We start from the raw sequence: 13,709 nt of genomic DNA, 5'->3' as shown, positions 1-13,709 counted from the left end.
TCTTCGGATAACCTATTTACAGGTGTAAAGATCGGTTATCCGAGTTAAGAGGATGATTTAAAGCATATTATAGATATGAAAAGCTCCGATAAAAGTTTTTATCGGACACTGATGATAAATTATCTAACGATTGAAAAGATTTCAGTAAATCAATAAACCTCTTTCCCTTCACTGTTAATGAATATTCCGAAGATGTTTTATCCTTGGTCTTGCTAATCAAATTATCGCGTTGCAACTCACTCAATTGCTTCGTTAGAATACGCTCTGATAGATTTGGCAGTACAACGATAAATTCCTTGTAACGCAAAGTGCGCTCTGCCAAAGCAAAAAGTAAAGACATCTTCCATCGTCCACTAATCTGTGTTAATACACGATGTGCTGCACAAAACTCATTTAATGTGTTCTCATTGCTAAAATTAGTGGATGATTCTTTTCTCATAACCTGATATATTATAAAACCAACAGTGCCATCTCTCTTAAAGTCTGTGCAGGTTTAGAATACCAGAACGGTTCGAAGTCTTCATTGGTAAATTCCTCAAAGTCCTTCTTCATATCTTGGTAAGTCATCGTCTGAGAGGCTTTCTCTTTTAAGGTCTCTACAAAGTGTACAAACCAATCTCCTACTGCCTTATCCACATCCACTGCTATTGTCTCCTTCTTAGTATAAAACACTAACTGAGCCATTTCAAAAACTCTATTCTTTTTCTTCTTCTCAAAGTATTCGATATAAGGGAATGTCCCTAACCATACTACCTTTTGATTTGGTTTACATACCGTTAATGGTTCATCATTTAGACAAGTATATATATAATCCGAAGGAATGCTTGTACGAGGAACTTTAAAGTCAAACCACTCCCCTAATGGCATATCAAAACACATCCCGTGCATAAAGTTAAACAGTGACTTCTTTAGTCCGTAAGAGAACTTATCGTGTATAGCACCATTCTTCTCTACGTGTGGCACATCGTTATTAGCGAATGTCCCCATATCAGCATTGATACGCTCTACTTTATACTCCTCAGGGTTCATCCCCACAGGTGAGTGAGCCGTCATCGCAAACTGATGCCAAAAGCCCGACTGCATTACTCCTGCTTCAAATAACTGACGTACCATCTCAAGGCTGTCTATCGTCTCTTGAGCCGTTTGCGTTGGGAAGCCATACATTAGATAAGCGTGTACTAAGATACCCGCTTCTGTAAAGTTTCTATTTACACGAGCTACTTGTTCTACAGTAACTCCTTTATCTATTAATTTTAATAATCTATCTGATGCTACTTCTAATCCTCCAGAGACTGCAACACATCCCGATGCTTTTAGTAGTAAGCACAAGTCTTTTGTAAAACTCTTCTCAAAGCGGATATTCGTCCACCACGACACAGTCAGCTTGCGTCTGATAATCTCTAACGCCACCTCACGCATTAATGCAGGTGGTGCAGCCTCATCCACAAAGTGAAACCCTGTCTCTCCCGTCTGCTCAATTAACGTCTGCATACGATCCACGATCTGCTTAGCTGCTATCGGTTCATACACCTTGATATAGTCTAAGCTAATATCACAGAAGGTACATTTCCCCCAATAACACCCATGTGCCATCGTCAACTTATTCCATCGTCCATCACTCCACATACGGTGCATCGGATTCACTACCTCTATCACAGAGATATACGAAGTAAGTGGTAAGTCTGAATAATCAGGTGTACCTACATCAGCCTGTTTATAATCGCGCTTCAGTGGATTATTGATATAGACTACCTCTCCATCTTTAGCGATTAGTGTGCGTTTAAGCTCTTCTTGTGCTATTTTTCCTTCTACGTATAGAATTAAGTTCTCTAACGGAGCCTCTCCATCATCAAGGGTAATGAAATCAAAGAACTCAAATACACGTACATCCTTTAACGAACGCAACTCAGTATTCGGGAATCCTCCTCCCATTGTTATCTTAATATGTGGGTGGTTATTCTTGATGTGTTGAGCACATCTAAAACTGCTGTATAAATTACCCGGAAAAGGTACAGAGAAACCCATTATCTTAGGATTAGTCTTGTCTATCAGCTGTTGTAATAAATCTATAGTAATCTCATCGATATAAGTCAATGGCTGTTGTAACGCATTATACAACTCGTCAAAACTATGTGCTGAACGACCAAGGCGTTCTGCATATCTACTGAACCCAAAGTTAGTATCTACAGTCTCTACGATAAGATCTGACAAGTCTTCTAAATAAAGCGTTGACAAGTGCTTCGCTTTATCCTGTATTCCCATACTACCGAATGCCCACTCAAGTTCTTCTAATTGCTCGAAGCGTGACGCACGAGGCAGGTAGTCCTCTTGTACGATAGCGTGTGCTAATGTAGCATTCTTCCCTTGTAAGAAAGCAATTACAGCATCTATCGTTGAGATATAATCTTCTTCTAAAGCAAGGATACGATGAATATTAGGAGATACCTCTTCTATATGCTCGTGTACATAGTCAAATAGGTCTACTAACCCTTGTTTACTAAACAATTTCAATATAACCTCTATCCCTAAATCTGCCTGATAGCTATCTATATTTAGGGTATTTAAAAACCCCTTAATATAAGCCGTAGCCGGATAAGGTGTGTTTAACTGTGTAAACGGAGGTGTTATAAATGCTATTGTTGTATTCACTGTATCGTATTTTGGAGTGCAAAGATACTATCTTAAATCCCATTTTACTTTATCAAGCCTTTCTTTAATTAATTTTAAGGAACCTTTCACTAATTCTTTTGCAATTCAGTCAACACTTCCTCAGCATTATATTTAGACATTGCATACCAAGTATAAATATTCAAAATCATAAATCGCTCCATAGTACCATCTACATTTCGCATAGTGACCATCACATAATGCAATCCACGCATATTAATCTTTTTGATCGAGACAATCTGCTTAGCAGTATAGGTCTTCTCTCCCCTTAACAATTTCTTAAGGACTATCTTATCATTTCTCAGATAAGCACTACACAGATATAATGCCTGACTCCCAATTAGTATACTAAATACCAGTACCACAATGATAGTCAAAATTTCAAAGAACGTCCATTTAGGTTCAAACTTAGAAAACCGTACCCAAGCAACACCTAAAAACACAATCCCTAATAACACATTTTTTAGAAAAACTAAAAAAGAATATTGGTAAGACAATCTCATATTATTATTCATTACAAACTCTATTTTGATAGTACTAAAATAACCATTCTGATTAAAAATAGGCTATCACATTCATCTGATTACTTTACAAAAGTACATTAACTACTTTTTTAATACCTCCTCAAAGTCTTGCTACTTTGAGTAATTGAAAATTATTACTATATTTAACAACACTGCAAAACTACGATAGTTAAATATCTTTTTTTGAGAGAATGTCCCTTTTGGGCAAAAAAGACCTAAAAAGGGCAAAAAAGACCACTTTTGGCCTAAAACGGGCTCTTTTAAAAAATGTAATATATTAAAATTCAGTGTTTTGTACATTTTCACACACCCATTCCTTCGGAAGGGCTTTGGAAGAATCCAGCAATTGTTCGGAAAGAGGGCCTGTTTTCCGAACAACTACAAAAGCCTTCCAAAACTCTTCCCGAATAAATCCATTACCAAACCCTCCCTAGCCCTTTTTATATAAGGGATTGTAGCCTTTTTATATGTTAAACCAAGTCTCCTGACTTTAAGTGATTCTTGAGTCGAGATAGGAATAATTAGGCAAAAAATGGTAAAAAGTGGCGTTTTCTTCCCTCTGCTAAAAACACGAATTCTGTTATTCCGACCTTTGCAATTGTATTGAAAATGGAGAAGGAACAGATTACAAATCCACGCCAGCAAATTAGGTTTTATAATCCCAATCAAATTTAAGCAGAGGTTTACTTCCATTATTTGGAATTCTATTTTATTGGGCAAAGCGTGAGGTATGTATGCGGTACGCTTGCTGAAAGGTGCCTCCTGAGCAGGAATTGGGCAGTGATACTGCAGTTATTCAGGAGGTTTTAGGAAGAATGTATGTATTCCTCTAGATTATGAAGTAGCTATAAGCCAAAGATCAATACACTAGCATAATCAGAAGTAACTTGTCGCTATTTGGATAAAAAAGAAGTGAAAGACAAGTGAGTATTCAGCCGACTCTAAAAGAGTAAAAAGTGGTGTGCAACCTAATAAGATCAAGACTAGAAAGAAGGAAAAAATATAAACTAATAGGCAAACCTACAATTATAAAAATAGTAAATTAATCCTATAGATCAATCAGTTTTTTGTCCATTAAATAAACCACTATCACTAAAAGTCCATAATGTTGAATCTATAGTGGTTAATGACGATAAGATTATACAAATCCATATTGAGTTAAGTGAGCTAGATTACTATTAAAAAAGGATTTGATAAAAAATTACTCATTTTTTATTTCAAAGTTAACTAAAAACTGTCCTAACTGTTTTTAGCCAATTTATGACATAGCAAATACTGTTTTAGTGACTATATTTGTTGTTTAAACATGTTATAATGGATGAGATAAAAAGTAATCTATTGGAGATAAAGGAATACACTATGGATAGGTTAAAAATGCCTATTTTCTTTTATTATTTTGTTTTGCTAGCTGTATGGAATTGGGATATAATCTTATTAATCTTAAAATCGAATGATACAATAGAATGTATTATTGAGAAAATAAAAAGTGATAAGTTTGATAGTGGTAGATATCTATGTCCATTGGGAATTGCGATAGTAGGAAATATTATTTTCCATTTATGATGTTAGGGGTTGATATACCTCTTACTTGGATTAATAAACAACGAAATAAAAAAGCAAGTGAAGTTGAAAGTGCAAAAGCAGAAGATGAATTTACAATTCAACAAAAAAAGACAGGTGGAGCTACTTTAGCAGCATTAAATACTCAAATAGAAGTATTAAATAAAGATAAAATTACTCTGACAAAAACCTTAGAAGATACTTCTAAAGGACTTAGCGAAAATGAAAATACTCTAGCAGAGAACAGTAAAATAATTTATATAAAAGAGAATAAAATAAGAGAATTAGAACAACAATTAATTTCTTTTAATCATCCAATAGGACATAATAATATAGATGAAGAAATTAGTAGTTTTAATGATGTATTGGAATTTTTTATAGGTAATGGAGGAGATAAAGAGGATATACATAGTACATTGAGGAAGATTTCAAATGAAGGAAATAGCACTCCCTTAATGGTTATTCAAAGTTGGATAAATTATGAAGATTTTATTCAAAAAAACATAATAATACAAAAGGAAATTAACGGTATTCCATACGTTGAATTATTACCTTATGGAATAAAATTCATGTATTGGTTGGAAGGTTTTTTAAGTAATAATAGTGTTAAAGATGAAGGGGATGGTATCGAAGAGTTAAACAAAGAGATAGATGATATAGTAGAATATTCAGTTAGTGAAAAGTATAATGTTGAAAAAATTTATAATAAATTTTTAGAATTAGGAATAGTCGATTCATATCAAAAAGATATGATCATGATAAAAGAAGAAAAGCCAATTCCTTCTAATCGTTTAAACTTCAGAGAATACTTAAGGTATGATTTAATTAAAGTTAAAAAGATTGGTGTTGCTGGAGCTAGATTTTATGAATTAACAGTACTAGGAGAATCTTTGTTTACTTATATTGTTCAAAAAGAGTTATAGTATGTCAACTGGTAAAATAGATTGAAAGCCATTATCTGTTAATGAATGCGCCAACGCAGGAGGTATATGAACAGGTAGTGTTTTGGCTACTACCTAATATATTAGATGGCAAATCTCCTTTTAGAATTGATACAGATTTTGGTTTTTCAGCTAAGACTGCAGATATAGATAACCCTGTAAAACCCTTCCTAGATATTCTACAAAAGAAGTATAATATCAAGGATAAGGATATTTATGAACTACACCTTAGAAAAAGAATAGTTCCAAAAGGATAAAAGTATATTTCATTTAATGTTTTAAATCTTTGGCGCTATTGCTCCCCATGTGCGTGCTATCGCTTATGATTATACTGAGGATACTATCGTTATCTATGGGTACTTAGACAGCATCCCTACAGATGAGGATTATGAAACAATAGATATCGCCATAACAGAGATAATGGCTTCGTTACCGAATATATTATTTCAAGAGATAGTACTGACTAATACGACTGCTCTTGTCTCAGAACTGAAACATTACAAGGGTTGGTTTTATATCCGAAAAGAATAGATTGAATCCATTAAACCCAGATTACGCGATAGACATATAAACGAAAAGTAATTATACAAGGTAGTTCTGAATTAGTGATACAAGCATACTATAGTATGGTTTTAGAGCTAATGAAAGAACTATGAAGTAGAATTACTTTGCAGTATTTGGCTAATGCGTAATCTGGGTTAAAATGTTATTATCTTTAAACAACGTTAAAGCTTCTTTTAAAAAGCCATTATTGTTTAAATTAGCAAAAAATAAACATTATGCCTTTAGATAAAATTACGTTTCAAGAGTCAGGCTATTTTTCAAAACTAATGGTAGATTATCTCAATCAAAAGGATAGTCTAAAACACTTATATAACCACTTCCCTACTATAGAAAACTTTAAACATCAGCTAGATGAGAAAGCTACTAACTACTCTAAGGAGCATAGAGCTATACTCTGTCAGGCACTGTTAAGTCAATATAAAAACACCAATACTTCGGAGAAGACATTGGCTAATATAAATGCATTAGCACAAGAAAATACATTTACGGTGACTACTGGTCATCAACTAAACTTGTTCACCGGGCCACTGTATTTCTTATACAAGATTATCTCAGTGATCAACTTAGCTAAGCAACTTAAATCGCAATATCCGAAGCAGAACTTCGTACCTGTATATTGGATGGCAACGGAAGATCACGACTTCGAAGAGATTAATCACTTCGTCTTTGAAGAGAAAGTGATTTGCTGGAACAGAGAGAGCAAAGGACCTGTGGGGCGATTAAGCACAGAGGGGCTAGATAAAGTATTTGAGGTATTCAAATCTCATATCGGTGCAGGTACTAATGCTACCCGCATCAAAGAATTATTTGAGAATGCTTATCTAAAACACGATAATCTAACTGATGCTACACGTTACTTAGCCAATGAGCTATTTGCTGAGTATGGATTAGTTATCCTAGATGGGGATGATACTGAACTTAAGCGATTATTCTCTCCACACATCAAAGAGGAATTAATCAACCAAAGTGCTATCACGGAAGTCGAGAAAAGCTACGACACTTTATCAGAATATTTCATACAGGTAAATCCTCGTGAGATTAACTTATTCTACATCCAAGATAATCTGAGAGAGCGTATCATCTATGAAGATGAGGTATATAAAGTCAATAACACAGCTATCACATTTACTAAAGAAGCTATATTAGCAGAACTGGAAGCTCATCCAGAGAACTTTAGTCCTAATGTGATATTGCGCCCTTTATATCAAGAAGTGATACTACCTAATCTGTGTTATACAGGTGGTGGTGGAGAATTGGCATATTGGTTAGAGTTGAAGAAAGTATTTGATCTACACAAGGTAACTTTTCCTATGTTATTATTGAGAAATTCGGTACTCCTAGCGACTACTAAACAAGTAGAGAAGATGGATAAACTTGAGTTGACTTGGAAAGATATGTTCACTAAACAAGGTATATTAATCAATGCTAAAACAAAGGAATACTCTTCAATACAATTTGACTTTAATGCACAACGCGCCCTTCTAGAAGAGCAGTTTAAAGCATTAGAAACAATCGCTACTCAGACAGACAAATCCTTCATAGGAGCTGTTAACGCACAAAAAGTAAAACAAATCAAAGGATTAGAAAATCTAGAGAAAAGACTGCAAAAAGCAGAAAAGAGAAACCACAGTGAGAAATTAGAGAGAATAGTTTTATTACAAAATGAACTATTCCCTAACAACAGTCTTCAAGAGCGCATTGTCAATTTCTCTGTTTATTACAAAGAGTTTGGCGATGAAATGATAACAGCTTTATTTAAACAACTAGAACCATTAAGTCACGAATTTGACATTGTGGTATTATAACAAAATATTTTCCTTTAAATAAGTAACAATCTGTTTAATATCTCGACTAGTTAAATAGTCAGATATTAGAAGATGAAATAATAATTTCGGATAAAAACAATAATATTATCTAATAAATGCCATTTATAAAACAGATGGCATTTATTGTTATAAGATATTGAATTTTAATGTTTTTAGGAAAATGTTGATAAATAAGATTTCGTAGAGTCGCAAATAATCGTATTTTTACCACTTATAAAAATATTCTTTTGGTATAATGGGTAAAATCATTGCTATTGCTAATCAAAAAGGTGGAGTTGGAAAAACAACGACATCTGTCAATCTAGCGGCTTCATTAGGAGCACTTGAGAAAAAAGTCTTATTAATAGACGCAGATCCTCAAGCTAATGCATCATCAGGCTTAGGTGTAGATGTAGATTCTATTGAAATAGGGACTTATGAAGTATTAGAGCACAGCTGTACGCCAGAAGAAGCTATCGTGGAATGTACTGCACCTAATGTTTATCTAATCCCGGCACACATTGACTTGGTGGCTATTGAAATCGAATTGGTAGATAAACCAAATCGCGAGTATATGCTTAAAGAAGCACTTAAATCTATCAAAGATAAGTATGACTATATCATTATAGACTGTGCTCCTTCTCTAGGATTACTAACATTAAATGCATTAACAGCTGCTGACTCAGTGGCTATTCCTATTCAGTGCGAATACTTCGCATTAGAAGGACTTGGTAAGTTATTAAACACTATTAAAAGTGTTCAAAAAATACACAACCCTAATCTAGATATAGAAGGGTTATTATTAACCATGTACGACTCTCGTCTACGTCTGTCAAATCAGGTAGTAGAAGAAGTACAGAAGCATTTTAACGATATGGTATTTGATACTATTATTCAGAGAAATGTGAAATTAAGTGAAGCACCTAGCTTTGGTGAAAGTATCATTAACTATGATGCAACAAGTAAAGGGGCTACGAATTACATCAATCTAGCAGAGGAGATTATTCGAAAAAATAGCTAGGAGATTATTTATTTAGAATATTATGGCAAAGGCATTAAGAAAACAAGCTTTAGGACGTGGACTATCGGCTCTTTTAAAAGATCCGGATAATGATATTAGATCAATTGAGGATAATAATGCTGATAAAGTAATCGGTAATATTATCGAATTAGATATTGATTCTATTGAAATAAATCCTTTTCAACCTAGAACTAACTTTAACGAAGAGTCTTTACAAGAATTAGCTACGAGTATTCGTGAATTAGGTGTAATACAACCTATTACTGTAAGAAAAATTGAGTTTAATAAATATCAACTTATCTCTGGAGAGCGCCGTTTAAGAGCCTCTAAGATAGTTGGTCTAGACTCTGTACCTGCTTATATCCGTATAGCGAACGACAACGAGTCGCTAACAATGGCATTAGTAGAGAATATTCAGCGTCATGACTTAGATCCGATAGAGATAGCGCTATCTTATCAACGTCTGATGGAAGAAATCAATCTGACACAAGAACAAGTAAGTGACAGAGTAGGTAAAAAACGCTCTACTATAGCTAACTACTTAAGATTATTACGCTTAGACCCTATTATCCAAACTGGTATTAGAGATGGGTTCATTACAATGGGACATGGTCGTGCGATTATCAACATTGAAGACCTAGATGTACAGACAGATATCTATCATCAGATTATCACAGAGAACTTATCTGTGAGAGATACTGAGGCTATCGTAAAGAAATATCAAGAACAGTTAAGAGGTATCGCATCACCTGCTTTACCGAAGAAAAATAAAGAATTTAGTATCCCTGAAAACTATACGAGATCATTTGGTCAATTCTTTGGAACAAAAGTGGATATTAAAGTTGCTACTAATGGCAAAGGAAAAATATCTATTCCATTCCATTCAGAAGAAGACTTAAATCGTATTATCAAACTATTAGAAAATTAGTGAAACACGTATTATTAATCCTATTGTTCTTCATAGGAGCAGTCTGTCACCCCACTTATGCACAGTCTGCAAACGGAGATAAAAAATCTACTACTGAATACTCGTTAGGTGAAAAGCCATTAGATCCATTGGCTCCTTCTCGAGCAGCATTCTATGCGTCAGTTATTCCTGGTGTAGGTCAAATTTATAATAAAAAATACTGGAAAGTACCCTTAGTATATGCAGGTATAGGTATTCCTGCTTACTTCTGGGCAGATAACCAAAGACAATACGGCAGATACAGAAATGAATACAAAAAACGTCTGCAGGGAATAAACGATCCTAATGATCCTACGTTCGGAGGTCTAGATAATGAACGAGTGCTAGAAGCACAGAAATTCTATAGACGAAACAGAGATTTATCTGTAGTAATCACAGTAGGATTCTATGTTCTAAGCATCATAGATGCTAACGTAGATGCTCACTTAATGCAGTTTAACGTCAATGAAAACTTGACTATTAAACCTGCTTTTGAATTAGATCGAATGAATCTTCAAAACCAAAACCAATTCCAATACGCGATCAATGTAGAGTATCGCTTTTAAACATTATATTCAATGAAAATTGCATTATTAGGATATGGCAAGATGGGTCAAATCATTGAAAGAATAGCCATAGAAAGAGGTCATGAAATAGTACTACGCAAAAAAAGTACAGATACATATGATGGATTAAAAAATGCTGATGTAGCGATAGACTTTAGTGTGCCTGATGCAGCTGTACAGAATATCACAACGTGTATAGAACTAGGCATTCCTGTTATATCTGGCACAACTGGTTGGTTAGAACACTATGATAGCATAGTAGAATTATCTACTCAAAACGATGGTGCTTTCTTATATGGATCTAACTTTAGCCTTGGTGTAAACTTATTCTTTGAGTTAAATAGTTATCTTGCTAAGATGATGAGTAATCTTAAAGAATATAAGGTTTCTATGGAAGAAATACATCATACTCAAAAACTAGATGCTCCTAGTGGTACTGCTATCTCTTTAGCTAATGGTATCATAGAAAATACTGAATATACTGAATGGACACTAGATCAAGCAGAGAATAATCAAATCCATATAGATGCTAAGCGTATAGACAGTGTACCTGGCACACATAGTGTGTTCTATGATTCGGCTATCGATCAGATAGAAATAAAACATACAGCTCATAATAGAGAAGGTTTTGCGCTAGGTGCAGTAGTCGCTGCAGAATGGATTCAAAATAAGAAAGGAATATTCTCTATGAAGGATGTCCTAAATCTAAAATAATAATTACCTTCACTAACAATCAATAAACAATATTAAACTATGACAATGTCTCAATGGTTTTTGTTTTTTCTACTAGTACAAGTAATTCACTTTCTTGGAACTTGGAAATTATATGTAAAAGCTGGAAAGAAAAGCTGGGAAGCAATAGTACCTGTCTATAATGCAGTAGTATTAATGCAAATAATTAACCGTCCTAAATGGTGGGTTATTCTGCTATTTGTTCCTATTGTGAATTTAATTATGTTCCCTGTCATCTGGGTAGAAACACTTAGAAGTTTCGGAAAGAATAAAACAGTAGATACAATATTAGGTGTTGTTACACTTGGATTATATATATACTATATCAACTATGCAACTGATGTAAAATATGTAGAAAACAGAAGTACTAAAGCTGCTACAAGCTCTGGTGAAACTGTAAGTTCTATATTATTTGCTGTAGTAGTAGCAACTGTTATACACACTTATGTAATACAGCCTTACACTATTCCTACTTCATCATTAGAGAAAACCTTATTAGTAGGAGATTTCTTATTCGTGAGCAAGTTCCACTATGGCGCTAGAACACCTGTAACAACAGTAGCTTTGCCAATGGTACATGATACGCTACCTTTTACGAAGAAGAATTCTTACTTAAAAAAGCCACATTTGCCATACTTTAGATTACCAGGTTTTCAAAAAGTACAGCACAATGATATTGTCGTTTTTAACTGGCCAACTGATACTGTATATCAGTTTAATGACCCATTAAGACGTCCTGCAGTAGATAAACCTATTGACAAGAAAACGAATTATGTCAAAAGAGCTGTAGGTCTACCTGGAGAGAATCTTACAATTAAAGATGGAGACGTTTACATCAACAATGAATTATTTAAGCTTAATGACCGTGCAAAACTACAATTTACTTACACTGTAAGAACTGACGGCACACCATTAGACTTAAACTCAATAATACAACGTTTAGATTTAAGAGAAGGGGTAACTTATTATAACAATGACCCTAAAACCCTAATCTTCTTTGCTCTAACTGATGAGAATGTAGAGGTTCTTAAATCAATGTCTCAGATACTAAGTGTAACTAAAGGTTATCCTGAAGAAGCTAAAGAATATATACAGTCAATGGTATCAACTATGATTTTCCCTCATAATCAACCAACATGGAATGAGGATAACTTAGGACCATTACACATCCCTGCTAAAGGAGAGACTATAACTTTAACAGCTGAGAACTTCCCAATGTACAAAAGAGCAATCCAAGTATATGAAGGAAATAAATTAGAGGTTAAAAATGGACAGATCTATATAAATGATATTGCAACAGATAAGTATACATTCCAACAGGACTATTACTTCATGATGGGAGATAATAGAAATAGATCTGAAGATAGTAGATATTGGGGATTTGTACCTGAAGATCACATTGTAGGTAAACCAGTTTTCATTTGGTTAAGTTTAGATCAAAATTTACCATGGTCTAAAGCTATAGATAAGATAAGATGGGATAGAATGTTTACTACAGTTAATGGAAATGGTAAACAAACTTCATATTTCCCTTATTTCTTAGTTGCTATGATTGGCCTATTCGGGTACAGTACATACAAAAAAAGAAAAGATAAAAAGAATTCAAAATACTAGATTAAAACATGAATAACATACTTATTCATCCGACTTATTTTCCTTCGATTAGTCACTTCGCTGCCATGTTGCAAGCTGAACAAGTGGCTTTCGAAATGGAAGATAACTTTCAGAAACAAACGAATAGGAATAGAGCTTTTATTTATAGTGCTAATGGTAAGCAAATGCTTAATATACCAATCAAGCATTCAGAAGAATCAAAGCAAAAGTTTAAAGATGTAAGGATAGAACATGCTTTTGGGTGGCAAAAACAACACTTTAAGAGCTTAGAAGCTGCGTATAGAACTTCTCCTTACTTTGAATATTTCGAGGACGATATACGTCCTCTATTTGAAGGAAAGGCAGAGTTTATGTTAGATCTGAATTTACAGATACACGAAGTACTGTGTTCTTGTTTAGGAATAAACATTGGATACACTCAAACAACAGAATATTTACACGAAGTTGGTTCTGATTTGGTTGATTTAAGACCTTTAGCGAATGGTAAAAAGGATTTACATACATTCGAGCCTTATGTTCAAGTTTTTGATGACAGACATGGTTATTTAAACAATCTAAGCATACTAGATTTATTATTTAATGAAGGAAGGCATGCGGTCGATTACTTAAAAAAACAAAACATACATATATAAAAAAAGCTGACCTTACGGGAGGGCACTGAAAAAGTAAGGTTTTTTTTTGGTTTCAAGTCACTATAATGCAAAAAAAAGACGCTTTTAAAGGAGGTTATAACAAACCTTTTTTAAAGCGTCTTTTGTTTTTGATAATT

General features: G+C 34.0%; 14 protein-coding genes. 11 read left to right on the top strand and 3 right to left on the bottom strand.

Annotation, left to right across the window (positions count from 1 at the left end):
- Nucleotides 1–67: 67 nt before the first annotated feature.
- The 3 genes from CF599_RS18565 to CF599_RS18555 form a co-directional block, all read right to left on the bottom strand.
- Nucleotides 68–439, bottom strand: coding sequence for a helix-turn-helix domain-containing protein (locus CF599_RS18565; RefSeq protein ID WP_121967422.1), 372 nt, complete (start codon nucleotides 437–439; stop codon nucleotides 68–70).
- Between the two features lie 11 nt (nucleotides 440–450).
- Nucleotides 451–2,649 (bottom strand): radical SAM protein, encoded by a 2,199-nt coding sequence (locus tag CF599_RS18560; RefSeq protein WP_121967421.1) that lies wholly within the window; start codon nucleotides 2,647–2,649, stop codon nucleotides 451–453.
- 89 nt (nucleotides 2,650–2,738) lie between these two features.
- On the bottom strand, nucleotides 2,739–3,182 hold the full coding sequence (locus CF599_RS18555; RefSeq protein WP_121967420.1) for a hypothetical protein: 444 nt from the start codon (nucleotides 3,180–3,182) through the stop codon (nucleotides 2,739–2,741).
- Between the two features lie 1,323 nt (nucleotides 3,183–4,505).
- Here CF599_RS18555 and CF599_RS18545 point away from each other — a divergent pair.
- The 11 genes from CF599_RS18545 (at nucleotide 4,506) to CF599_RS18490 (ending at nucleotide 13,572) form a co-directional block, all read left to right on the top strand.
- On the top strand, nucleotides 4,506–4,754 hold the full coding sequence (locus tag CF599_RS18545) for a hypothetical protein (RefSeq protein ID WP_121967418.1): 249 nt from the start codon (nucleotides 4,506–4,508) through the stop codon (nucleotides 4,752–4,754).
- Nucleotides 4,751–5,674, top strand: coding sequence for a hypothetical protein (locus CF599_RS18540; RefSeq protein ID WP_121967417.1), 924 nt, complete (start codon nucleotides 4,751–4,753; stop codon nucleotides 5,672–5,674). Before CF599_RS18545 ends, CF599_RS18540 begins: the two co-directional genes overlap by 4 nt.
- Nucleotides 5,675–5,715: 41 nt before the next feature.
- Nucleotides 5,716–5,949 (top strand): hypothetical protein, encoded by a 234-nt coding sequence (locus CF599_RS18535; RefSeq protein WP_121967416.1) that lies wholly within the window; start codon nucleotides 5,716–5,718, stop codon nucleotides 5,947–5,949.
- 49 nt (nucleotides 5,950–5,998) lie between these two features.
- On the top strand, nucleotides 5,999–6,223 hold the full coding sequence (locus CF599_RS18530) for a hypothetical protein (RefSeq protein ID WP_254050365.1): 225 nt from the start codon (nucleotides 5,999–6,001) through the stop codon (nucleotides 6,221–6,223).
- A 248-nt stretch (nucleotides 6,224–6,471) separates the two neighbouring features.
- Nucleotides 6,472–8,061 carry a bacillithiol biosynthesis cysteine-adding enzyme BshC gene (gene bshC, locus CF599_RS18520; protein WP_121967414.1) on the top strand — a complete coding sequence of 530 codons (1,590 nt, stop codon included), beginning with the start codon at nucleotides 6,472–6,474 and terminating at the stop codon, nucleotides 8,059–8,061.
- 256 nt (nucleotides 8,062–8,317) lie between these two features.
- Entirely contained in the window at nucleotides 8,318–9,082 is a 765-nt protein-coding gene (locus tag CF599_RS18515; protein ID WP_121967413.1) for a ParA family protein, read from the top strand.
- Nucleotides 9,083–9,104: 22 nt separating this feature from the next.
- Entirely contained in the window at nucleotides 9,105–10,010 is a 906-nt protein-coding gene (locus CF599_RS18510; RefSeq protein WP_121967412.1) for a ParB/RepB/Spo0J family partition protein, read from the top strand.
- On the top strand, nucleotides 10,010–10,594 hold the full coding sequence (locus CF599_RS18505; protein ID WP_121967411.1) for a DUF5683 domain-containing protein: 585 nt from the start codon (nucleotides 10,010–10,012) through the stop codon (nucleotides 10,592–10,594). The genes CF599_RS18510 and CF599_RS18505 overlap by 1 nt, the downstream gene beginning before the upstream one ends.
- A gap of 12 nt (nucleotides 10,595–10,606) precedes the next feature.
- Nucleotides 10,607–11,308, top strand: a complete 702-nt coding sequence (gene dapB, locus CF599_RS18500) for a 4-hydroxy-tetrahydrodipicolinate reductase (protein WP_121967410.1) — start codon at nucleotides 10,607–10,609, stop codon at nucleotides 11,306–11,308.
- Nucleotides 11,309–11,347: 39 nt separating this feature from the next.
- Nucleotides 11,348–12,940 (top strand): signal peptidase I, encoded by a 1,593-nt coding sequence (lepB, locus tag CF599_RS18495; protein ID WP_121967409.1) that lies wholly within the window; start codon nucleotides 11,348–11,350, stop codon nucleotides 12,938–12,940.
- Between the two features lie 8 nt (nucleotides 12,941–12,948).
- Nucleotides 12,949–13,572: a WbqC family protein gene (locus CF599_RS18490; protein ID WP_121967408.1), complete on the top strand. Its 624-nt coding sequence runs from the start codon at nucleotides 12,949–12,951 to the stop codon at nucleotides 13,570–13,572.
- The last annotated feature ends 137 nt before the right edge of the window (nucleotides 13,573–13,709 follow it).

This window comes from Myroides sp. N17-2, assembly GCF_002286775.1.
GTDB lineage: Bacteria > Bacteroidota > Bacteroidia > Flavobacteriales > Flavobacteriaceae > Flavobacterium.
Note: the sequence above shows the minus strand (reverse complement) of the source record. Positions and strands in the feature narration are given on the sequence as shown.